At 39.1% G+C, this 23,059-nt stretch carries 27 protein-coding genes; 16 read left to right on the top strand and 11 right to left on the bottom strand.

The window, feature by feature from the left end; all coding sequences use genetic code 11:
• Window positions 1-3: 3 nt before the first annotated feature.
• From lepA to J678_RS07255, 3 genes are all read right to left on the bottom strand, one after another.
• Window positions 4-1,821, bottom strand: a complete 1,818-nt coding sequence (gene lepA / locus J678_RS07265; protein WP_002052578.1) for a translation elongation factor 4 — start codon at window positions 1,819-1,821, stop codon at window positions 4-6.
• Between the two features lie 176 nt (window positions 1,822-1,997).
• A complete protein-coding gene (locus J678_RS07260; protein WP_002052732.1) occupies window positions 1,998-2,450 on the bottom strand; it encodes an acyl-CoA thioesterase in 453 nt (150 codons plus the stop codon).
• Between the two features lie 118 nt (window positions 2,451-2,568).
• The gene (locus J678_RS07255; protein WP_004707541.1) at window positions 2,569-3,945 is read right to left on the bottom strand and encodes a Do family serine endopeptidase; all 1,377 of its coding nucleotides are present in this window, start codon (window positions 3,943-3,945) and stop codon (window positions 2,569-2,571) included.
• A 230-nt stretch (window positions 3,946-4,175) separates the two neighbouring features.
• Here J678_RS07255 and nadB point away from each other — a divergent pair, with 230 nt between their 5' ends.
• On the top strand, window positions 4,176-5,819 hold the full coding sequence (nadB, locus tag J678_RS07250) for an L-aspartate oxidase (protein WP_017394350.1): 1,644 nt from the start codon (window positions 4,176-4,178) through the stop codon (window positions 5,817-5,819).
• 50 nt (window positions 5,820-5,869) lie between these two features.
• On the opposite strand, the gene J678_RS07245 is transcribed toward nadB, so the two are convergent.
• The 4 genes from J678_RS07245 to pabC form a co-directional block, all read right to left on the bottom strand.
• Window positions 5,870-6,292 carry a PaaI family thioesterase gene (locus tag J678_RS07245; RefSeq protein WP_004885824.1) on the bottom strand — a complete coding sequence of 141 codons (423 nt, stop codon included), beginning with the start codon at window positions 6,290-6,292 and terminating at the stop codon, window positions 5,870-5,872.
• Between the two features lie 133 nt (window positions 6,293-6,425).
• The gene (tmk, locus tag J678_RS07240) at window positions 6,426-7,025 is read right to left on the bottom strand and encodes a dTMP kinase (protein ID WP_017394351.1); all 600 of its coding nucleotides are present in this window, start codon (window positions 7,023-7,025) and stop codon (window positions 6,426-6,428) included.
• 9 nt (window positions 7,026-7,034) lie between these two features.
• A complete protein-coding gene (gene mltG, locus J678_RS07235) occupies window positions 7,035-8,105 on the bottom strand; it encodes an endolytic transglycosylase MltG (RefSeq protein ID WP_017394352.1) in 1,071 nt (356 codons plus the stop codon).
• 1 nt (window position 8,106) lies between these two features.
• Window positions 8,107-8,919 carry an aminodeoxychorismate lyase gene (gene pabC, locus J678_RS07230; RefSeq protein ID WP_004885819.1) on the bottom strand — a complete coding sequence of 271 codons (813 nt, stop codon included), beginning with the start codon at window positions 8,917-8,919 and terminating at the stop codon, window positions 8,107-8,109.
• A gap of 262 nt (window positions 8,920-9,181) precedes the next feature.
• Between pabC and J678_RS07225 the strand changes: the two genes are divergently transcribed.
• The 6 genes from J678_RS07225 to J678_RS07200 all read left to right on the top strand — a co-directional run bounded on the left by J678_RS07225 (window position 9,182) and on the right by J678_RS07200 (window position 14,691).
• A complete protein-coding gene (locus J678_RS07225; RefSeq protein WP_017394353.1) occupies window positions 9,182-10,189 on the top strand; it encodes a sulfate ABC transporter substrate-binding protein in 1,008 nt (335 codons plus the stop codon).
• Between the two features lie 30 nt (window positions 10,190-10,219).
• Window positions 10,220-10,828, top strand: coding sequence for an RBBP9/YdeN family alpha/beta hydrolase (locus J678_RS07220; RefSeq protein ID WP_017394354.1), 609 nt, complete (start codon window positions 10,220-10,222; stop codon window positions 10,826-10,828).
• A gap of 80 nt (window positions 10,829-10,908) precedes the next feature.
• Window positions 10,909-11,742: a sulfate ABC transporter permease subunit CysT gene (cysT, locus tag J678_RS07215; RefSeq protein ID WP_004707527.1), complete on the top strand. Its 834-nt coding sequence runs from the start codon at window positions 10,909-10,911 to the stop codon at window positions 11,740-11,742.
• Complete coding sequence (gene cysW, locus J678_RS07210) at window positions 11,739-12,623, top strand: sulfate ABC transporter permease subunit CysW (RefSeq protein ID WP_004707525.1); 885 nt, start codon at window positions 11,739-11,741, stop codon at window positions 12,621-12,623. Before cysT ends, cysW begins: the two co-directional genes overlap by 4 nt.
• Before the next feature lie 11 nt (window positions 12,624-12,634).
• Complete coding sequence (locus tag J678_RS07205) at window positions 12,635-13,696, top strand: sulfate/molybdate ABC transporter ATP-binding protein (RefSeq protein ID WP_031981985.1); 1,062 nt, start codon at window positions 12,635-12,637, stop codon at window positions 13,694-13,696.
• Between the two features lie 71 nt (window positions 13,697-13,767).
• Window positions 13,768-14,691, top strand: a complete 924-nt coding sequence (locus J678_RS07200) for a CysB family HTH-type transcriptional regulator (RefSeq protein WP_017394355.1) — start codon at window positions 13,768-13,770, stop codon at window positions 14,689-14,691.
• A 90-nt stretch (window positions 14,692-14,781) separates the two neighbouring features.
• Here the strand turns inward: J678_RS07200 and carO are convergent, their stop codons facing one another.
• Window positions 14,782-15,525, bottom strand: a complete 744-nt coding sequence (gene carO, locus J678_RS07195) for an ornithine uptake porin CarO type 2 (RefSeq protein WP_000866523.1) — start codon at window positions 15,523-15,525, stop codon at window positions 14,782-14,784.
• A gap of 285 nt (window positions 15,526-15,810) precedes the next feature.
• Here carO and dapD point away from each other — a divergent pair, with 285 nt between their 5' ends.
• The 8 genes from dapD to J678_RS07155 all read left to right on the top strand — a co-directional run bounded on the left by dapD (window position 15,811) and on the right by J678_RS07155 (window position 20,885).
• A complete protein-coding gene (dapD, locus tag J678_RS07190; RefSeq protein WP_017394356.1) occupies window positions 15,811-16,632 on the top strand; it encodes a 2,3,4,5-tetrahydropyridine-2,6-dicarboxylate N-succinyltransferase in 822 nt (273 codons plus the stop codon).
• Between the two features lie 78 nt (window positions 16,633-16,710).
• Window positions 16,711-17,421: a 7-carboxy-7-deazaguanine synthase QueE gene (gene queE / locus J678_RS07185; protein WP_017394357.1), complete on the top strand. Its 711-nt coding sequence runs from the start codon at window positions 16,711-16,713 to the stop codon at window positions 17,419-17,421.
• A gap of 40 nt (window positions 17,422-17,461) precedes the next feature.
• Window positions 17,462-18,133, top strand: a complete 672-nt coding sequence (gene queC, locus J678_RS07180) for a 7-cyano-7-deazaguanine synthase QueC (RefSeq protein WP_001247780.1) — start codon at window positions 17,462-17,464, stop codon at window positions 18,131-18,133.
• A gap of 13 nt (window positions 18,134-18,146) precedes the next feature.
• Window positions 18,147-18,563 (top strand): hypothetical protein, encoded by a 417-nt coding sequence (locus J678_RS07175; protein ID WP_002052853.1) that lies wholly within the window; start codon window positions 18,147-18,149, stop codon window positions 18,561-18,563.
• Window positions 18,564-18,654: 91 nt separating this feature from the next.
• Window positions 18,655-19,341, top strand: a complete 687-nt coding sequence (locus tag J678_RS07170; RefSeq protein WP_017394358.1) for a diphthine--ammonia ligase — start codon at window positions 18,655-18,657, stop codon at window positions 19,339-19,341.
• 17 nt (window positions 19,342-19,358) lie between these two features.
• Window positions 19,359-19,820 (top strand): peroxiredoxin, encoded by a 462-nt coding sequence (locus tag J678_RS07165; protein ID WP_004885795.1) that lies wholly within the window; start codon window positions 19,359-19,361, stop codon window positions 19,818-19,820.
• A gap of 121 nt (window positions 19,821-19,941) precedes the next feature.
• On the top strand, window positions 19,942-20,511 hold the full coding sequence (locus tag J678_RS07160) for a CAP domain-containing protein (RefSeq protein ID WP_017394359.1): 570 nt from the start codon (window positions 19,942-19,944) through the stop codon (window positions 20,509-20,511).
• Window positions 20,512-20,522: 11 nt separating this feature from the next.
• Entirely contained in the window at window positions 20,523-20,885 is a 363-nt protein-coding gene (locus J678_RS07155; protein ID WP_017394360.1) for a glyoxalase superfamily protein, read from the top strand.
• A gap of 11 nt (window positions 20,886-20,896) precedes the next feature.
• Here J678_RS07155 and J678_RS07150 read toward each other — a convergent pair whose 3' ends face one another.
• Window positions 20,897-21,472, bottom strand: coding sequence for a nicotinate-nicotinamide nucleotide adenylyltransferase (locus J678_RS07150; protein ID WP_017394361.1), 576 nt, complete (start codon window positions 21,470-21,472; stop codon window positions 20,897-20,899).
• 109 nt (window positions 21,473-21,581) lie between these two features.
• Here J678_RS07150 and J678_RS07145 point away from each other — a divergent pair, with 109 nt between their 5' ends.
• Window positions 21,582-22,382, top strand: a complete 801-nt coding sequence (locus tag J678_RS07145) for an enoyl-CoA hydratase (RefSeq protein WP_017394362.1) — start codon at window positions 21,582-21,584, stop codon at window positions 22,380-22,382.
• Here J678_RS07145 and J678_RS07140 read toward each other — a convergent pair.
• Window positions 22,379-22,696 (bottom strand): NIF3 1, encoded by a 318-nt coding sequence (locus J678_RS07140; RefSeq protein ID WP_004707506.1) that lies wholly within the window; start codon window positions 22,694-22,696, stop codon window positions 22,379-22,381. The genes J678_RS07145 and J678_RS07140 overlap by 4 nt on opposite strands.
• A gap of 68 nt (window positions 22,697-22,764) precedes the next feature.
• Complete coding sequence (locus J678_RS23930) at window positions 22,765-22,890, bottom strand: KGW motif small protein (RefSeq protein ID WP_000977276.1); 126 nt, start codon at window positions 22,888-22,890, stop codon at window positions 22,765-22,767.
• Window positions 22,891-23,059 lie beyond the last annotated feature (169 nt).

Genomic DNA, 23,059 nt, shown 5'->3' with positions numbered 1-23,059 from the left:
CTTTTATCTTTCTACTTTCAAAACAGCTAAGAACGCTTCTTGTGGAATTTCTACACTACCCACTTGTTTCATACGTTTCTTACCTTCTTTTTGTTTAGAAAGTAATTTCTTCTTACGAGACACGTCACCGCCATAACATTTTGCTAGAACGTTTTTACGCATCGCCTTAACAGTCGAACGAGCAATAATTTGAGCACCAATAGCAGCCTGAATTGCAACATCAAACATTTGACGTGGAATCAAATCTTTCATTTTTTCAACTAAAGCAATACCACGATGGCGAGCATCATTACGGTGACAAATCATAGCCAAGGCATCCACCTTTTCACTATTAATTAATACATCAACCTTAACTAAAGATGAACTTTCGAAACGTACGAAGTTATAGTCTAGCGATGCAAAACCACGTGAACATGATTTAAGCTTGTCAAAGAAATCCATCACAACTTCAGCCATTGGAATTTCAAAAGTAATCGAAACTTGATTACCTAAGAATTTCATGTCTTTTTGTACACCACGACGCTCAATACATAAGGTCATGACATTACCTAAGTATTCTTGCGGCACAAGAATATGACACTCAGCAATTGGCTCACGTAAATCTTCAACAACTGAACCATCAGGCATTTTAGACGGACTGTCGATATAGATCGTATCGCCTTTTTTGGTAACGGCTTCATAGACTACTGTTGGTGCAGAGCTAATCAAATCGAGATCATACTCACGCTCTAAACGCTCTTGTACGATTTCCATATGCAACATGCCTAAGAAACCACAGCGGAAACCGAAACCAAGTGCATCTGAACTTTCAGGTTCAAAGAACAAAGCAGAATCGTTAATTTGTAATTTCTGTAATGCTTCGCGGAATGGTTCAAAGTCGCTTGAATCGATTGGGAAAAGACCCGCATAAACCTGTGGTTTAACCTTTTTAAAACCAGGTAAAGTTGCAACATCTGGTGTAGACGCAAGCGTAATAGTATCACCTACTGGTGCACCAAAAATGTCTTTAATACCAGCAATAACAAATCCTACTTCGCCAGCTTCAAGAATATCGGTTTCAGTATGTTTAGGGTTAAATACACCTACAGAAGTTACCGGATGAGTTTGTCCTGTCGACTTAACCAACATTTTATCGCCCTTACGGATACGACCTTCTTTAATGCGGACAAGAGAGACTACACCTAAGTAGTTATCAAACCATGAATCGATGATTAACGCTTGAAGTGGAGCTTCACGATCACCTTCTGGCGCTGGAATAACATCGACTAAACGTTCTAATACACCTTCAACGCCCAAACCTGTTTTTGCTGAACAAGTTGGCGCATCCGTCGCTTCAATCCCGATAATTTCTTCAATTTCATGAATTACACGTTCAGGTTCAGCCTGCGGTAAATCAATCTTATTTAAAATAGGAAGAACTTCGAGGCCTTGTTCAATCGCGGTATAACAGTTTGCAACTGATTGAGCTTCTACGCCTTGCGCCGCATCTACGACCAATAACGCGCCTTCACACGCTGCTAATGAACGCGATACTTCATACGAGAAGTCAACGTGCCCCGGGGTATCAATAAAGTTAAGCTGATATTCTTGCCCATTTGGATGGGTGTAATACAATGTCACAGACGCTGCTTTAATGGTAATCCCACGTTCGCGCTCAAGCTCCATTGAGTCCAAGACCTGAGCTTGCATCTCACGATCTTGTAAGCCACCGCACATCTGAATAAAACGGTCAGCCAAAGTAGACTTACCATGATCGATATGAGCGATAATCGAGAAATTTCGGATATTTTTGATATCAACTGATTTTTTAGCTTGCGCCATGGGCTACCTTGAGAAAATATAAAGTGCTATGTAGCTTGTTTTAATACATAGCCAAAGCGGTTTAACAAATTGCGAGAGATTATAGCAGATGGATATTTTAAAGTATCCAAAATAATCATGAGCTTTGTACTTATGTTCTAAAAAATGACAATTCAAAACACATGTAATACTTCCGACTATCGAGCATACGAAATAGTAAAATCTAAAGGATTTATACTTGAGTCAAGTGGCTTATAGGCTTGTGTAAAAGTCGGTGACATACGTTTTGGTCGGCCAGATTCAATTTCAATACATGCCCATTTGGTATTCCCAACAAATAAGACAGCCTGATCAGAAGGGCGAAAAAAAACATACTGGCGAAATGAATAAAGTGCATTGATATCATCGAGCCATGTCCGTAGTACGATTTCTTCGCCTTCAAACGCAGCTTTACGGTATTGTACATGATGCTCAACAGCAACCATTGCATGTTTAAGCTCAAGATATTTGGTTACGCCTACTCCTAATGTTTCAACATGAGCAGCTGCAACATCTTGCATCCATTGGACATACATTACATTGTTAACATGGCCCAAAGCATCAATATGCTGTGGCTGAACCTGAATATGTAAATCGAAAATACTGCTCACAAAACACCCACTTTAATTATTAAATCTAAAGCTACATTCAAATTAGCTAGATCACATTATGCCGAATCCAAATAATAAAAAACCACCCATTTTCAGGGTGGCTCATTTTTATGTCATATTACTGGATGCGCAAACCAAGCATTGCTCGTTGGCCTTGACGAATAATCCCAACCCGAGCAACCGTATTTTTTTGTAAGCTAGAAACAACTTTAGCAAAATCTTGGCTATTCAAAATTTGAGTATTATTAACCTGAACAATTACATCACCAGGAATGATATTTGACAATGATGCTAGCCCACCACGGCGAACATCTTGAACATAAATACCACCTTTCACGCTTAACGCATTTTTCTCTGGTTCAGCCAAATCACGAATACTCATGCCTAATACTGGACCTTTAGAAGTAGAAGCCTGAGTACCTGTAGCAGGTGTTTCATCTGGTGCAGTTGCCAGAGTTGCCGAAATATTACGAGTTTTATCATCGCGTAATACTTCAAACTGAACTGTTTGGTTTGGCTGTACTTTGTTTAAGGCATAGAGCAAATCACTTGTACGAAGTACAGAAGCACCATTAAGTTTTAAAATCACATCGCCAGCTCTAAGTCCTGCTTTTTGAGCAGGTGAATTTGGCGTAACTTGTGTGATAAGAGCACCTTCTGGTTTAGGCAGTTTGTAAGCATCGGCAAGGTTACGGTCAATATCTTGCATCATAACGCCTAGGTATGAACGAGTAACTTTGCCTTTTGTTTTAAGCTGTTCGGCTACATCCATCGCTACATCGATTGGAATAGAGAAAGACAAGCCCATATAACCGCCAGTACCACTAAAGATACGTGAGTTCACCCCGACAACTTCACCATTTTGGTTAAACAATGGACCACCTGAGTTACCAGGGTTTAAAGCTACATCGGTTTGAATAAATGGTACAGAGGTTTCACCGCTCATGTTACGTGATTTAGCGCTGACAATACCTGCTGAAGCAGAGTAGTCAAAACCAAATGGCGAACCAATCGCTAAAACAGGCTCGCCCACTCGTAAACGGTCAACATTTCCTACTTTTAAAGCAGGATAATTATTTCCATTCACTTTTAATAAGGCAACATCGGTACGTTCATCACTACCAACAACAGTTGCATCAATCTCACGACGGTCATTTAAAGTAATACTAATGCGGGAAGCATTTTCAATCACGTGATGGTTCGTAAGTAAGTAACCATCTTTACTAATAAAGAATGCACTACCGTATGCAGTTTTTTCTTGAGGACCTTGTTGCTGTGGAATGATGACCTGATTACCAAAGAAACGTTTTAAAATTTCAGGAACTTGCTGCTGTAACAGTTCATCCTGCGTCATTTTTTTTACAACGTTTACACTCACCACAGCCGGACTAACTTGTTCAACGAGGTTTGAAAAATCAACAGCAGCGTTTGCTTGAACAGCAGCAACTGTAAATACCGCTGCATACATTCCTTGTTGTAAATAGCGAGATTTCATTCGGTGCTCACCCACAATTGGTCTACGAGAATAAGAATAAAACTGTTGTATCACAACGCTTTGGAATTGTGCGTAACAATATGTTTATTTGTAAGGCATCCTCATCACGTTTATTTTACACATTGCAATTTTTTAAGCTAATTGCAATTTTTCTGTGACTTAGAGCGCTTAAGCTCTTGCCTTTTTAGGTAAAAAGGGGTGTCATTAGCGGACGTTTTAAATTGATGCGAATGGACATGCCTAATCAACAGACAATTCACCACTTTGACGTGATTATTGTGGGCAGTGGCGGTGCTGGTTTAAGCTTAGCTTTATCGTTACCAAGTCATTTTAATATTGCAGTTTTAGCCAAAGCTGCTTTAACTGAAGCAAGTACCTTCTATGCACAAGGTGGTGTTGCTGCAGTTCTTGATGAAACTGACTCTATTCAACAACATATTAATGACACTATGATTGCAGGTGCTCATTTATGTGAAATAGATGCAGTACAGCATACTGTAGAAGGTGGTCGTCCTTCTGTTGATTTTCTTTTAAAGCAAGGCGTGCAGTTCACCTTAGATGAAGATGAACAGCTTCATTTAACTCGTGAGGGCGGTCACTCACAGCGCCGTATTATCCATTCTGCTGATGCAACAGGCAAAGCTATTTCAACTACATTGGTTGAACGAGCGAAAGAACGCAAGAATATTACAATTTTTGAAAATTACATTGCGATTGATTTAATTACGTCGCATAAGTTGGGTCATATAGATCAAGCGAATCGTGCTATTGGTTTATATGCATTAGATGAAAAAACAGAAAAAGTTCATACTTTCCTTGCTCCATTTACCGCACTTGCTTGCGGTGGTGCGATGAAAGCTTATCTTTATACATCTAATCCAGATATTGCTACAGGTGATGGTATTGCTATGGCTTACCGCGCAGGTTGCCGTGTAGCCAATATGGAATTTAACCAGTTTCATCCAACCTGCCTATATCATCCGCAAGCACGTTCTTTCTTAATTACTGAAGCGATGCGTGGTGAAGGTGCTTATTTACGCCTGCCAGACGGCGAACGTTTTATGCTACGTTTCGATGATCGTGCAGAGTTGGCTCCTCGCGATATTGTGGCACGTACCATTGACCACGAAATCAAGCGTCTCGGTATTCGTCATGTCTGGTTAGACATTACCCACAAATCACCTGAGTTTATTAAAGAGCACTTCCCTACACTCTATGCAAGATTGCTTGAGCTAGGTATCGACATCACTAAAGACATGATCCCGGTGGTGCCGGCTGCACATTATACATGTGGTGGTGTTGTAGTTGATTCCAACAGCCAGACCGATATTGAAGGTCTATATGCAATTGGTGAAACCTCTTATACAGGCTTACATGGTGCAAACCGTATGGCAAGTAACTCGTTACTTGAGTGCTTTGTTTACGGTATGAGTGCAGCAAAAGACATCGAAAATAAATTTGATGAAAACTTCAAATTACCAGAAGTACCAACTTGGGATGATTCACAAGTAACCAACCCAGATGAAGATGTGGTTATTTTACAAAACTGGGATGAGTTACGTTCAACCATGTGGAACTATGTTGGTATTGTCAGAACCACAAAACGTTTAGAACGTGCTTTACACCGTATTGAGATGTTAAAGCGTGAAATCACTGAGTATTATCAAGACTACCGTGTCAGCAAAAACCTGATTGAACTGCGTAACCTTGTTTTAGTATCTGAAATGATTGTGCGCTGTGCCATGCAACGTAAAGAATCGCGTGGCCTACATTACACTCTAGATTATCCTGAAACTTCGAGTGAGATTCGTAAAACGGTACTAACGCCTCCAAACTTTGCAGTAGAGCAGCCCTTGGTTAATACTGACATTTAGGCTATTTTTCTACAAAAAAGCACAGCTCTGGCTGTGCTTTTTATTTAGTTTTATATTTGTGGTCTTGGTGGAATTGAATAAGTCGCGGTCACATGCGCTACTGGTTCTTCTAGCCCAACTGAATAAATCCAGACCTCACCCACGACTAAGCTTTTTCCTACTTTCATAAGCTTACATTCACTACGTAAGTCTTTATCACCTGCAGGTTTTCTTAGAAAATTAATATTAAAATTCGTCGTTACCGCCAAACCCACAATTCCAATTTCACCGAGTATTGCAATATACAAAGCAAAATCTGCCAAAGTCATCATGGTTGGACCAGATATGGTACCGCCTGGGCGTTGATGTCTTTGATCTACATGATAATAAACGACAGCAGCTCTAGGTGTAACTGATTCAATCGTGCAATGTTCAAGACTTGGGGGAAATTCCTTTTCAAGAAACGCTATGATTTCTTCTTTTGAACTTTTCATCCTTATTTTTCTTCAATTTTAGAACAGTATTCAAAATAGCATAAAATACTGTTCAATATGTTCTATGATCTTTTTAAGCAGATTTGTCGTCATTTTTAACCACTCCCACAGAACTGAGAGTGGCTTTTATTATTTATCCTAAGTATTGCAAGGCTTGCTCAAATACCTGTTCAGGACTTTGCGTAGCATCTAAACGTTTAATACGTTCTGGTTCAGATTTCCATAAAGTCTCATAACCTTCGCGAACTTTAGTAAAGAAGCTTAACTTTTCTTGCTCGAAACGGTCTAAAGCTCCACGCTCACGTGCACGATTCATACCGAGTTCAATCGGTGCATCTAACCAGAAAGTCACCTCTGGCATACGTGAAACAAAATTCTGATTTAAAAGCTGTAATTTTTCTTGGCTTAAACCACGACCAGAACATTGGTAAGCAAAGCTGGCATCTGTGAAACGATCACTTAAAACAATTTTGTTAGAGGCTAAAGCCGGCAAAATCACTTGTTGTAAGTGTTGAGCACGTGCCGCATAAATTAAGAGTAGCTCAGTATCATGACTCATATTTTCATCATGATTTACCGCTAAAAGCATCGAACGTATCTGTTCTGCGAGCGGTGTACCACCTGGCTCGCGAGTTAAAACAACTTGTTTACCTTGCTTTTCAAAATGCTGATGAATTTTTCGAATGAGTGTAGTTTTACCTACCCCTTCCGTGCCTTCAAAGCTAATAAACATCTCTTTTCCTTATTTCTTCGATCTCAACACGGATAAGTACTCTTGCACCGCTTGATTATGAGCCTGTAAATCTGCTGTAAATTTATGGCCACCATTACCAGTTGCCACAAAATAAATATTATTTGAGTCATCTGGATGTAGTGCTGCTTCAATTGCTTTTTGACTAGGCAAAGCAATTGGTGTTGGCGGTAGGCCGTTAATTGTATAGGTATTATATGCGGTTGGTGTACGTAAGTCTTCGCGACTGATCTTACCCTTATAGTTATCACCCATTCCATAAATCACGGTTGGGTCAGTTTGTAAACGCATACCAATTTTCAAACGGCGTACAAATACACCAGATACTTGCTCAAGCTCACTATCTATACTTGTTTCTTTTTCAACAATTGAAGCCATAATTAAAGCTTCATACTTATCTTTATAGGGTAAGTTTGGTGCGCGATTTGCCCAAGCAGTATCTAAAGCTTTCATTTGATGATGATATAAATCGGTGAGGATTTTTTTGTCAGTCTCACCCTTTGCGAAGAAATAAGTGTTAGGCGCAAATAAACCTTCCGGGTGATGATAAGGAATACCTAAAGCCTTCATAAGCTGGTCATCTGGTAAATCGAGTATTGTATTTTTTACATTTTTATCATTTTTGAGTGCAGTAATAAGCTGTTTAAAAGTCGTACCTTCAATCACCAAAATACGGTTCATCTGAGCATTATCAGCATTAGACAACATCTCCAATACTTGTCCTACGCTCATTCCCTGTTCGATTTCATACACACCAGCTTTCATGCTGTCATGAATCATAAACTTTTGATAAAGCTTAAGTACAATTGGGAAATGGATTTTATTTTCTTTGGCTAAACGATCAATAAAACCAGAATAGGTCTCACCTGATGTGATCGATAGCATCTGCTTTTTCCCTTCAACAGGATAAGCTTTAAATAAACTTGACCACAAAATAGCAAAAATAGAAATTAAAACGATAAAAAAGCCAATCAGCACCAACTTTTTAGGAAAATGAGATGCTGTTTTCTTGCCCTTTTTTTTAGCATTTTTTGCTTTCGCGTTCACAGGTGGCTTCGGCATATTAATGAATCTGATTCAAGTTAAGATTATGAAATAAATTTAGGCACGCCTGTGAATCTAGAGTTTGTTCACCGATTTGAGTAACCACTCGCATTGGATGTAAAGCATTACAAAAGAATAGACTCTGTATTTGTGGCACTTCATCTAATTCAATTATTCTGACTTCGCAGGCAATTCCATGGTGCTGCATACGTGCCAAAATTTCTGCACGCATCACACCGTGGACGCCATTATAGCGAAGTTCCGGTGTAATCCATCTATCATTTAAACGAATAAAACAATTACTGCTTACCCCTTCAACAATATAACCTTGTACATCAGATACTAATGCTTCTGCCCACCCTTGTTGATCTGCTTCTTTTTTTAGCAATACCTGTTCTAGACGGTTTAAAGATTTAAGTCCAACTAGACTCGGCATGGTTAAACCCAAGGCCTGATTTAAAACCCCGCACTGTATAAAGTCGGGTTGGAATTGCTCCAGTGCTTTTGGATAAAACCAGACATAAATATCTGCCTCATGCTTTGGTAAAGTATAACCACGATCACCTTCACCGCGGCTAATCACAATTTTTAAAGTGCCGTTGAGCACAAGGTTTTGTTGGTATAAATGCTGCAAACTCTGTTCAATTAATTCAAAATTTGCAATTAAAGCTAGTTTTTGACAAGCAAGTTTTAGACGTTCCCAGTGACGAGCTTTTAGCTCTATCTCATTCTGAAAAACACGAATTGTGCTAAAGCAACCATCTCCATAATGAAATGCTCGGTCTAGTAACGGAATGGTTTCAACAGGTTGTCCATTTTTAAAACACCACATGTTTAATCCGTCCTTATTTAAAAACCACTCAACAATACAACACCATTCATTTAATTAATAAACGACTGATTTTTAAAAATTATACCGATTTAGTTTGTACTTTTGAAACTTGTTATATATCAAGATTTAAGAATAGTTTATCCATTTTTATTATTTCTATTTTTTTCATATTAAATTCGTTTTTTATTATTTTTTTAGAATAAAGACTAGCGCTATTCTGCGTTCATGTTTTGAACATTTCGTATTTTTGAGGGGTTATCTCATGCGTTTTTCTCAATTAAAAGTTGGGGTTATTGCTGCGCTTCTTTCTGTTTCATCATTTGCAGCGCAAGAGTTTTTAAACGTTTCTTACGATCCTACTCGTGAGTTATATACAGACTTTAATAAACAGTTTGGTACTTACTGGAAGCAGCGTACTGGTCAAGATATTCAGTTTAAGCAATCACACGGCGGTTCTGGTAAACAGGCTCGTGCAGTAATTGATGGCTTAAATGCTGACGTTGTGACATTAGCACTTGCAGCTGATATTGACGAAATTGCTGAAAAAGCAAAATTACTTCCAACTGATTGGCAAAAGAAGTTGCCACAAAACTCTACACCATACACATCAACAATCGTGTTTTTGGTACGTAAGGGTAACCCTAAACAAATTAAAGACTGGGGTGACTTAATCAAACCAGGTGTAGAAATTATTACACCAAACCCAAAAACTTCTGGTGGTGCTCGTTGGAACTATCTTGCAGCTTGGGCTTGGGCAAAACATCAACCAGGTGGTAACGATGCTAAAGCACAAGAATATGTCCGCCAAATTTATAAGCACACTAAAGTTTTAGACTCAGGTGCACGCGGTGCAACAACAACTTTTGCTGAACGTGGCATTGGTGACGTATTGCTTGCTTGGGAAAACGAAGCTCATTTAGCTGTTCGCGAACAGCCAGGCAAGTTTGAAATTATTACCCCATCTCTATCTATTTTAGCTGAACCACCAGTTGCTGTTGTTGAGAAAAACGCTGCCAAAAAAGGCAATCTCACCATCGCGAAAGGTTACCTCAACTACCTGTACTCACCTGCTGGCCAAGAAATTGCAGCACGTAACTTCTACCGTCCGCGTAATGCAGCTGTACTCAAAAAATACAGCAATATATTTAAACCATTGAAACTCGTGACAATTGATAAAGAGTTTGGCGGTTGGACAAAAGTACAAAAACAACACTTTGATAATGGTGGTGTTTTCGATCAAATCGTGAAAATCAATAGTGCAGAGAAGTAATTCTTTGTACTAACGATAAGGAGAACAGACATGACTCACTCTGTAATTGTCCCAGGTGTAGGTGGAAGTGAACATCAACATTGGCAATCTTGGTTGCAGCGTCAACTCGTGTCTAGTTCTCGTGTTGAGCAAAAAAACTGGGATAGACCCGTATTAAGTGAATGGATTGAGCAATTTGTTAAAACAGTTCAATCAGTACAAGCACCCGTACAAATCGTTGCGCATAGTTTCGGTTGCTTAACCAGTGTTGCTGCTTTGGCTGAGCATCCTGATTTACAACTTCAAGTTAAAAAATTAATTTTGGTTGCTCCTGCAAATCCAGCACGTTTTGGTGAAGCAGGTTTTGCTCGCCATAGCCTGACTGACTACAAAGATTATTTTCATCAGTTAAAAATTAATGTGCCTACAACACTACTGATTAGTGAAAATGATCCTTGGCTAGATTTTTTCGATGCTTTACAACTTGCTAAAGCTTGGCGATTAGACCCGATTAATCTTGGACAAGTTGGGCATATTAATGTTGCGTCTGGTTTTGGCCCATTTCCTGACTTACTGAACTATCTACTTCCTGAAGACTCGATGTGTAGCCACTCATCTATTGATCCGGTAAAGACACATTTCTCTTTGAAATTTGCTTAATACCCAGCTTTATACCGCGCCGTTTATCTTTATTTATTCGCTTACTGGTTTCAGCAGGCTTTTCTCTTTGAGGAAATATCATGTCGCAGCGATCCCGAGTGCTGCCTGGGTTTGGTCTATCATTGGGCTTCACCCTCGCCTACGTTTCTTTTATTGTGCTTATTCCATTAGCCGCAGTCTTTATCAAATCATTTGGAATCGGATGGGACGGACTATGGGAAATTTTAACCTCTGAACGTATTTTAAAATCGCTTCAACTCAGCTTTAGTTCAGCTTTAATTGCGGCGTTTATTAATGTTGTTTTCGGACTACTTTTAGCTTGGTGCCTTGTCCGTTATAACTTTCCCGGAAAACGTCTAGTTGATGCTTTAGTAGACTTACCTTTTGCACTACCAACGGCAGTCGCAGGTATTGCACTCACTTCGCTTTATGCTCCTACTGGCTGGATTGGTCAATATTTAGAACCACTTGGTATTCATGTTGCTTATACCCCTATCGGGATTACGCTAGCTTTAGTATTTATTGGTATTCCTTTTATTGTTCGAACTGTTCAACCGGTATTAAGCGATATCGAAACGGAGCTTGAGGAAGCTGCTTCTGCACTTGGGGCAAATCGCTGGCAGACCATTACTAAAATTATTTTGCCCATATTACTCCCTGCTCTATTTACAGGCTTTGCTTTAGCATTTGCCCGTGGCGTGGGTGAATATGGTTCTGTAATTTTCATTGCAGGAAACCAGCCGTTTAAAACAGAAATTGCTCCGCTCATGATCATTTCGCGCCTTGAAGAATATGACTATGCAGGTGCAACGACTATTGCAGCAGTAATGTTGGTTCTCTCTTTCATTATTTTATTTGTCATTAACTTACTTCAAGCATGGGCAAACCGTCGTACAGGGAGAAATATCACATGAACCTACATACCGACAGCAATGCACTTGCCTTGAAATTGCAATCTCGTGATGCGACACGTGAACCAACTTGGGTACGTTATACGCTCATTACAATTGCGCTGATCTTTTTCCTTAGCTGTCTGATGTTGCCTCTTATTCTGGTTTTTGTTGAAGCATTTAAACAAGGCCTTGAAGTCTATGTTCAGGCTTTGATTGATCCAGATACCCTGTCAGCAGTGAAACTAACACTATTAACCGCAGCAATTGCCGTTCCGATTAATGTGATTTTTGGTGTTGCGGCAGCATGGGCTGTTTCTAAGTTCCAGTTTAAAGGCAAAGCAGTTTTAACCACCATTATTGATATGCCCTTTTCAGTTTCACCTGTTATTGCAGGTTTAATGATTGTACTGATTTTTGGTGCTCAAGGTTGGTTAGGCGGCTGGCTAATGGATCATGACATTAAGATTTTATATGCCGTACCTGCAATTGTTTTAGCGACCATTTTTATTACCGTTCCTTTTGTTGCACGTGAGTTAATTCCTCTTATGGAAGCGCAAGGAACAGAGGAAGAAGAAGCAGCTATTGTACTCGGTGCATCAGGTTGGCAAACCTTTTGGAAAGTCACTCTGCCTAACATTAAGTGGGGTCTGATTTACGGTGTGATTTTGTGTAATGCCCGCGCAATGGGTGAGTTTGGCGCAGTATCGGTAGTTTCGGGACACATCCGTGGTGAAACCAATACTCTGCCACTGCATGTTGAAATTTTATATAACGAGTACACCTTCAGCGCAGCCTTTGCCGTGTCCTCATTGCTTGCTTTCTTAGCCTTATTAACACTGGTATTGAAAACTTGGTTAGAACTACATCAAGACAAACCAGAACCGCATTCAACTGATTCGTAAGGAATGAAATCATGAGTATTCAAGTTAAGAATATTGAAAAACACTTTGGTGCATTCCATGCGCTTAAAAATATTTCCCTAGACTTTCCAGAGGGCGAGCTGGTTGCGCTACTCGGACCATCTGGCTGCGGTAAAACCACACTACTTCGTATTATTGCCGGCTTAGAATCGGCCGATGGCGGTCAAGTATTACTTGAAGGCGAAGATGCAACTAATGTCCATGTTCGCGAACGTCAAGTTGGCTTTGTATTTCAGCACTATGCTTTATTCCGTCATATGACTGTATTTGACAATATTGCTTTTGGTTTACGTGTTCGCCCTCGTGCGACACGTCCTTCGGAAGCTGAGATTAAAAAACGTGTTACTCGTCTGCTTGACCTAGTTCAACTGGGCTTTTTAGCAGACCGCTACCCTGCTCAGCTTTCTGGTGGTCAACGTCAACGTATTGCCTTAGCGCGAGCACTCGCTGTAGAGCCTCGTGTGCTATTGCTTGATGAACCATTTGGTGCACTTGATGCCAAAGTCCGTAAAGAACTACGCCGCTGGTTACGTAACTTGCATGACGAATTACATATCACTTCAATTTTCGTAACCCATGATCAAGAAGAAGCACTTGAGGTAGCTGATCAAATTATTGTGATGAATAAAGGTAACGTCGAACAAATTGGTTCGCCGCGTGAAGTTTACGAGAACCCTGCCACACCATTCGTATTTGATTTCTTAGGTCAAGCAAACCGTTTTGAAGGCGAACATGCTGGCGGTATTATCCGTATTGGCAATGATCGTATCGAATTACCGACTACAGTTCAGGCACCGCAAGGAAAAGTGATTGCTTTTGCCCGTCCGGATGAGTTACATATTCATTCGCAACCACAGGCAAATACAATTGAAGCAACTTTTGTACGTGAAGTCTGGATTGCTGGAAAAGTAGTGGCGGAATTACAAGATCGTAATGGACGTTTAATTGAGATTGCTTTGAGCAGTGAAGCTGCAAAACAACATGCATTTAAACCGAATCAAACTGTTTGGGTGAGTGCATCTCAACTTCACCTATTTGCAGATCAAGTTGCTTAAGGAATTATTTGGTGAGGAGCCATCTCGCGGAATTTAAAGCCGTTCCTCACCTCTTTCGAGGAAAAGTGTAAATGAACTTTCAACAATTAAGAATTATCCGAGAAACAGTACGCCAAAACTTTAATTTAACGGAAGCATCTGCCGCGTTATATACCTCTCAATCAGGTGTAAGTAAACATATTAAAGATTTAGAAGATGAGTTAGGTGTACAACTTTTCGTTCGTAAAGGTAAACGTTTACTTGGTTTAACCGAACCAGGCCAATCGCTACTTAGCATTGTGGAGCGTATGCTTGTAGATGCAGAAAATATTAAACGTCTTGCCGATGACTTTAATAAAGTGGACGAAGGTACTTTAACGATTGCGACAACGCATACTCAAGCACGTTATGTACTACCACCGATCGTCAATCAATTTAAAAAGCTGTTCCCTAAAGTACATTTGATTTTGCAACAAGCCAGTCCTGTCGAAATTGCAGAAATGCTTTTACAAGGTGAAGCTGATATTGGTATTGCGACAGAATCTTTAACAACTGAAGAAAATTTAGCAAGTATTCCATACTATCAGTGGCAGCACAGTATTATTACTCCGCAAGATCATCCACTTGCAAAGCTCGATAAAATCGATCTTGATGCTTTATCTGAATATCCATTGATTACTTATCACGGTGGTTTTACAGGTCGCTCTAAAATTGATAAAGCATTTGAAGATGCTCAAATTGATGCAGATATCGTAATGTCTGCTCTTGATGCCGATGTTATCAAAACTTACGTTGAACTCGGCATGGGCGTCGGAATTGTCAATGATGTCGCTTACGATGCAGAACGTGACTATCGTTTAAAACAAATTAAAACTAATATCTTTGGTGTCAACACTACATGGATTGCTGTTCGCAAAGGCCATTTATTACGTGGTTATGGTTATGAGTTTATTTCTTTATGCTCACCTGATGCTGACATTAAAGCATTGAAAAAAATTGCCTATCCAGATGAGTAAAGTTTAAGAACAAAATAAAAGAGCTACTTAGGTAGCTCTTTTATTTTTAGATATAAAAAAACGAGCCGAAGCTCGTTTTTTTACTATTTATTACCAGTAGAAGTTTACACCAACTTTACCAACTGGCAACCATTTGTATTTATCATCGTTAGCAATTTTACGTTCTTGATCATCTAAGGTTTGCCCTAGAGTACGCCCATCACTACCAATCAATGCATCATTATTTGAAGCTAAACTTACTTTAGGATTACCACTATAATAAGCACCTACCTCACCAAATACACCCCAATTTTTACTGAATTTTGGAGCAAAACCAAAACCAATATATGGAGCAATATCATTATCATATTTTAAATTACCGGCAATACTCACTCCGTTAGCACCACCATTAAAACGGTTTCCATCAATTTCAACGGAAGCGTTTGTACCTACATTTTTTGTTAAATCATATTGGTTATCAACATAAGCTGCACCTGCAGCTACATATAAACCTTGAGCCCATGGATTCGTACTAGCACCCCAAGGGCGAATTTCAGCATTCAGATATGCTAATTTATTGTCCATATCCATATCATACTTGGTACCATTGATTGATAAATCATCAGACCAAGAAATGTCACCGCCGTTATAACCCAATGCTAAACCTACATATGGGTTTGCTTGCCATAACAAAGCACCACCGTAACCTGTAGTACCTACTTCAGCACGAGCGCCTACTGGAATTAATTGGTTTTTATCGAATGCATAGCTGTCATGAACAACAGCTTCATCTGCCATTGCAGCACCAGCAGCAAGTAAAGCTGTAGTTGTCACTAAAACACGTAATACTTTCATCGTTTTCTCCTCAAGAAAAGGCTCTGTTTTTAATTTATTCAGCTTGTGACAAAAATTATATTCAAGAGCATAGATTCTTTTTTATACAAAAACTGCTAGATTTCTGTTATTTTTTGATACAAATTGAGTTAAATTTTTATTTTCAAATCATTTTTGTGTAAAAAACACTTGATTATCTAATAAGCTTTTCCACTTTAACTCTCGCTTTAAACGTAACACGTTTTTTCAAAGATTCTTGTCACAAATTAGTGTAAAATCTTTAAAATTTTTTATGGAAGGAAGATCATGTCTCAGCTTTCTACGATCATTGAGCAAGCATTTGAAGACCGCACAAACTTTACTGCAGCAGATTGCTCAAGCGAAATTCGCCAAGCTGTTGAAGAAGCAATTGCTGGATTAGATAACGGTACACTTCGTGTTGCAGAGAAAATCAATGGTGAATGGGTTGTTCATCAATGGTTAAAAAAAGCTGTTTTATTATCATTTAAACTAAATGACAATAAACCAATCGAGTCATGTGATCTTCGTTTCTACGACAAAGTTGAAACTAAATTCTCTGGTTGGACTGAAGAGCAATTTAAAGCTGCGGGCGTTCGTGTTGTTCCTCCTGCTGTTGCTCGTCGTGGTAGCTTCCAAGCTAAAAATGTGGTGTTAATGCCATCTTATGTCAACATTGGTGCTTATGTAGATGAAGGTACAATGGTTGATACATGGGCAACTGTAGGTTCATGTGCTCAAATCGGTAAAAACGTTCACTTGTCTGGTGGTGTAGGTATTGGTGGTGTTTTAGAGCCATTACAAGCTAACCCAACCATTATTGAAGACAATTGCTTTATCGGTGCGCGTTCTGAAATCGTTGAAGGCGTTATTGTTGAAGAAGGTTCAGTCATTTCAATGGGCGTTTTTATTGGTCAATCAACCAAAATTTATGACCGTGAAACTGGCGAAATCCATTATGGCCGCGTTCCTGCTGGTTCAGTTGTTGTACCAGGTAACATTCCGTCTGCTGATGGTAAATACAGCTTATACGCTGCAATTATCGTGAAAAAAGTTGATGCGCAAACACGTGCAAAAACAAGTTTGAACGATTTGTTACGCGCTGACTAATTTCAGTTTGATCAAGCATCTCTACGGTCAACACTGATCGTAGAGATTTTATTTTTTATATAGTGTGGTATTTCTAGAATGGCTTCCTTACGTTCCTCTGCAATTCCTGTCTCTGACCCTGCGTCTGGTTTACGCATTACCGAGATTTTTTACTCGTTGCAGGGTGAAGCAAATGCCTCTGGTCTACCGACTGTATTTATTCGTCTCACAGGTTGCCCTTTACGTTGTAGTTATTGTGATACCACCTATTCTTTTGAAGGAGGTCAACGTTTATCACTAGAGCACATTATTGAAACGGCTGAAAAATATCAAACGCCTTATATTTGTGTGACTGGTGGCGAACCTCTAGCCCAGCCAAATTGCTTAATTTTATTACAACGTTTATGCGATGCCGGTTTTGATGTTTCTTTGGAAACCAGTGGCGCGCTCGATGTGTCAAAAGTAGACCCACGTGTTTCTAAAGTTCTTGATTTAAAAACTCCAACTTCTGGTGAAGAACATCGTAATCTCATCAGTAATCTTGACTACCTAACTTCACATGACCAAATCAAATTTGTGATTTGTAATCGTGAAGACTATGAGTGGTCAAAACAACAAGTTGAACAATATCAACTGCAGAACAAAGTCAGTACCGTTTGGTTCTCCCCTGCCTTTGCAGTTGAAAAAGGTGCTGTTGGCCTACCACGTTTAGCACGTGATCTGGCACAGTGGATACTGGACGATAAACTGCCTGTTCGTTTCCAGCTACAGTTACATAAACTGCTCTGGAACGATGAATCAGGTCGTTAATCATTCAATAAAACAAATCATTCCGAATATGGAGAAAAATATGCGCCCTCGTGCCATTGTTTTACTTTCAGGCGGCTTAGACTCAACCACTTGCCTAGCTTGGGCACAAGCGCGCTATGAATGTATCGCTATTAGTTTTATGTATGGTCAACGCTCAACCACTGAACTTGATGCAGCAAAAGCATTAGCGCAGCGCGCAGGCGTTGAACATCGTGTTATTAATATCGATTTAGCCAATTTAGGTGGATCTGCACTTACAGACCATAACATTGCTGTACCAGAACAATTACAAGAAGGCATTCCTGTAACTTATGTACCAGCACGTAACACAATTTTCCTCTCTTATGCCTTAGCAGCAGCAGAAGTTTTCAATGCTGAAGCGATTGTTATTGGTATCAATGCTGTTGATTATTCAGGATATCCTGATTGTCGCCCAGAATTTATTGATGCTTTTGCCAATATGGCTCGTTTAGCAACTAAAGCTGGCGTTGAAGGAAAACCACTTAAATTTGAAACACCCCTGTTACATTTATCCAAAGCGAATATTATACGTTTAGGGATTGAACATGGCGTAGACTATAGTCAAACGGTATCTTGCTATCAAGCAGATGCTCAAGGACGTGCGTGTGGCAAGTGTGACAGTTGCCGTTTGCGTAAAGAAGGCTTTATCGATGCTGGTGTTACCGATCCAACACGCTATATACCGCAATAAGTAGGTAAAATTTATGAAGTTGTTAAAATCAAATCTTATTCTTTCATCTTTATTCTCAGCAGCTGCACTTATGGCTGGTTCAGTTCATGCAGCTGATAACCCAGTTCAAGCAGCATATAAAAGCACTAACGTTAAAGGTGCATTAATCAACGTTTGTAAAGACCAAACTGCAAAAGGCGGTAAATTAAGCTCAGCTGAAGTTAGCAAATTCTGTAGCTGCCAAGTGGAAGCACAAGGTAAAGTGACTGAAGCACAAAAATGGGAAATCCAAAGCGCAATCAATGCGAAGAAAAGCCCAAGCTCTTTAGCTTTTGTACAACAACAAAACCGTGATCTTAAAGCATGTTTCGGTCCTCAGTTAACAACTAAGCTTGAAAAATTAACTGAAGAAGCGATGAAAGCAGCTCAACAACAAGCTCCTAAAAAATAAGCTTTTATTGCTTCAAATTAAGCCTGCATTTATGCAGGCTTTTTTTATAGCTCTGTTAAAATGACACTGACCTCATCATTCGAAATAAACCATGCAAGAACAATGGAAAACCAACGCACATAACAGACAGTCAATTGTCTCCTTTAGTGGAGGTAAAGACAGTTCTCTTGCACTGTATGATGCAATGCGAACTGGTAATGTAATTGGTTTAATCGTTATGCTGGAAGAACATGGCCAACGCTCCCGTTCCCATGCTATGCTACTTGATATTATTCGAGCACAAGCGAAAGCAATTGGCTTACCCGTGTTTATGGCTTCATCTAGCTGGAATGACTATGAAAGTAAATTCATTAACTTATTGAATGAAGCTAAACAAAAAGGTGCAGAAGTACTGGTTACAGGTGACTTAGATATGCCTAAACATGGTTGTTGGCATGATCGAGTCACTCAAATGGTTGGACTTAAACTAGGCATGCCACTTTGGCTACGCCCTCACCGTGAAGTTGTTGAAGAGTTTATTAAACTTGGATTTCAGAGCATCATTGTGACCGTAAACCTTAAACTCGGGATGAAGGTGGAAGATTTAGGTCAAATGTTATCGCTAGAGTATATACAGGAACTTGAAAACCGCGGAATTGATCCATGTGGTGAGGGCGGCGAATTTCATACCACTGTCATTGACGGCCCAATTTTTAACAAAGCTATTCCTGTAAGAAAACTCGATATTGTTTATCATGAAGAATATGCTTTTCTACCACTTGAATTAGATCGAATTTAACTTTTAAAGGATAAGAAATGTCTGAAAATATTCAACTGCCAAATCAGGTTTTCCCAACTACACACGGCGAAGTGAATTTGGCTGAAGTCGATAATGAATGGCTGATTATTTACTTCTACCCTAAAGACTCAACTCCTGGCTGTACCACACAAGCTGTCGGTTTTTCTTGTTTAAAAGACCAGTTTGATGCTTTGGGTGCTCGTATTTTTGGAGTATCACGTGACTCAGTAAAAGCCCACCAAAACTTTACAGAAAAACAGGCACTGACCATTGATCTCATTAGTGATAAAGAAGAAGTGCTTTGTAATCACTTTGATGTCATTAAAGAAAAGAATATGTATGGAAAAAAAGTAATGGGTATTGAGCGCTCTACTTTTATTTTCCATAACAAAACTTTAGTTAAAAGCTATCGCAAAGTAAAAGCTGCTGGACATGCAGAACAAGTTTTAGAAGACTTAAAAGCATTACAAACGGCTTAATAAGCTTGAGCAACAAAAAAGCGGGTTTAAGACTCGCTTTTTTACATGTACAAAAATTGCTCATATATTTTAATTTGGCGTATGATAAAAATATTAAAATAATTCGAACTCAAGCATTATTATGAATCTACTAAAAGTTTGTACTTTATTGCCTTGTAGCCTTGTTATTGCTGCTTGCTCCGTTAACTCATCAAGTACGCCTCCTACACTGAGCTCTTCTACACCACAAGTTCAAAAATCATCTATAGAAATAAACTGCCAAGATTTAAAAAACCCTGCCTATCAAAAAGCTATTCTTAGTACAATCAATCAAATTCGCCAGCAATCACGCCAATGTGGTCCGCAGTATTTTTCCGCAACCACGCCGCTGAGTTGGAATAATAATTTATATAAAGGTGCACTTTCTCATAGTGAAGATATGGCGACACATAACTTTCTTGGGCATGTTGGCTCGACTGGCCTCGATCTAAAGTCACGATTAAAACTTTACAATACGCTTAGTAACGCCAACGGTGAGAATGTCGCGAGTGGGCAGAAAACTTTAAATAAGGTAATGTCTAAATGGCTATCGAGTCCCCTACACTGTAGCAATTTAATGAATCCAAAATTCACAACTTACGCAATTGCTTGTGCTTCTGACCAAACAGGTAAACAAAAGAGCTATTGGACTCAACAATTTGGTACACGTTAAAAGGAAAAATGATGCAATCAGGTTCTATTACACCAATTTTAAGAATTTTTGATGTTGATTTAGCTCGATCATTTTACCTTGAGTTTTTAGGCTTTCAGCTCGATTGGCAACACCAGTTTAAAGACAACTTTCCACTGTATATACAGATTTCCAAAGATGATTGCATCATTCATTTATCTGAACATTTTGGAGATGCAAGTCCGCACAGCGCAATCCGTATTTATTGGGAATATATTTATGAGTTACATAGTGAACTCAGTCAAAAAGATTATAAATTTTCTAAACCTCAGGTTGAAAAAACAGATTGGGAAACGCTAGAACTCAGTATTACCGATCCTTTTTCCAACCGAATTATATTTTGGGCAGATGCTTAATCTATATTTAATTACTCAATTTCATCTAAGTTAGAGCGGTCATCTTGCTCAAAACGTTGTTGAAGTTGTTGGTAAGTACGTGTTTTTTTAAATTCATCTAAAAATTGAATAGTTCCAACAGGAAAAAATTCCGTTTGGATTTCACCACGATAATACGCCTCACGCATTGGTGTTGCTGAAATAGAGTCTTTTAAACTATCCAGCTCCACCATTACCCATTCTGGAAATAATCTTAAATAATAAGATGACTCATCTTTAAAGTGGCCAATTAAACCAACTTTTGAGTTCGGCTCTATCACGCCATTTACCAGTGATTTGACTTGTTTTACCCACTTCTCATCATTATAAACATCGACAACATGCACAAAACGAATACGCTTTTGGTCATCTAATGAAAAATTAGATAAAATCATTTGCTCTCGTTCAATCGCGAGAAACGGATTTTTAATATTACGTTCCATTTGGGCGGAACCTAATGCCAAAATCACATAACGGCTTTGTTGTAACGCGATTTCGATCGTTTGCATATGTGCCAAGTGAAATGGCTGAAAACGACCTATAAAAACGAGATAATCAAATGTATACATAATGAGTTTTTCACTTTTTATGAACTCACCAGTTACGCTTATTACAAAAAATATGCGCCATAATGAGAACTTAAAAATCAACAACGTGGTTTAAAGCAAGGATAGTACGATGACACTTAGCTGTATTCAACAACCTCATCAACATTTACAAGCAAATTTAGAAGGTGGCGTACTCACCTTAGCCATAAATCGCCCAGAAGCAAAAAATGCATTATATGGCGAACTTTATTTATGGATTGCCAAAGCACTTGATGAAGCTGACCAAAATAAAGATGTACGAGTAGTCGTTCTACGTGGTGCCGAACATGACTTTACCGCTGGTAATGACATGAAAGACTTTATGGGTTTTGTACAAAATCCAAATGCTGGCCCAGCAGGTCAAGTTCCTCCATTTGTACTCCTTAAATCTGCTGCCAGACTATCAAAGCCGCTTATTATTGCAGTAAAAGGCGTGGCAATTGGTATTGGCGTTACGATTTTATTACAGGCAGACTTAGTCTTTGCCGACAATACGGCCCTCTTCCAAATTCCTTTTGTTAGCCTTGGGCTTTCTCCTGAAGGTGGTGCAAGTCAATTATTAGTTAAACAAGCCGGTTATCACAAAGCAGCTGAACTACTGTTTACTGCGAAAAAGTTCAATGCAGAAACTGCTCTACAAGCTGGCTTAGTGAATGAAATCGTCGAAGATACTTATGCAACTGCTCAGGCAACTGCTCAACACTTAACAGCTTTACCACTTGCTTCATTAAAACAAACCAAAGCCTTAATGAAACATGATTTAGATCAGATTATTGAATGTATTGACCATGAAGCAGAAATCTTTATGCAACGCGTTCAATCTCCAGAAATGCTAGAAGCTGTGCAGGCATTTATGCAAAAACGTAAACCGGACTTTTCACAGTTTAATTAAAAATCAACTTCTATGATTTGAATAAACTCAAAGGCAGGCTCTTCGTAAGGATGGCTTGCCTTTAATGCTTTTGCTACTGCATTTGCCTTTTCTTCAAGCACAATCGTTTCAACACGCCATTCGTCAACTTGCTCAAGTTCACCTAGCTCTCCAATATAAGGATCAGCTCCTTTAACTGGCTTGAATTGCCCTATTCCTTTAACTTGCCAAGCACATTGTTCATAGTTCCCTATCCCACCTGCTCCAGCCGCAAATATAGACTCTTTAGTCGACTCAAGATGTGACTCAGGTACGTAATAAATCAGCTTTAACATGAATAGAATGACTCAAAACTAGTAAATTTGCTTTAAATCATACCCTTTAAGAAGACCACGAATCAAAGTCAGCTCATCATTGCTAGATAATTTGCTCCAATAAAAAGTATTTGTATGGCAAGCGCCAAGCCAAATAAGCGCCAACCTTTATCTCTTGTGTACATCGTTCTTATATGATTTTTGTTTTTCATCATTTTGATCTCCGATTTTTATCGTTGTTACAGAGAAAGCAAAAATTGAACCAACAGCAATCCAAGCATAAGGGGTTAAATACACTTATGTCTATACTCTTATAGATTTTCTTAAAGTCCTTAAAAAACGTATTTTCTTCCCTTTACTTTAAGTTTAAAGAAAATTTTTCTA

Origin of the sequence: Acinetobacter sp. 1424608 (assembly GCF_000588255.1) — a bacterium.
Lineage (GTDB): Bacteria > Pseudomonadota > Gammaproteobacteria > Pseudomonadales > Moraxellaceae > Acinetobacter > Acinetobacter nosocomialis.
The sequence above is the reverse complement of the archived record's forward strand: the minus strand, read 5'-3'. Positions and strand labels throughout refer to the sequence as shown.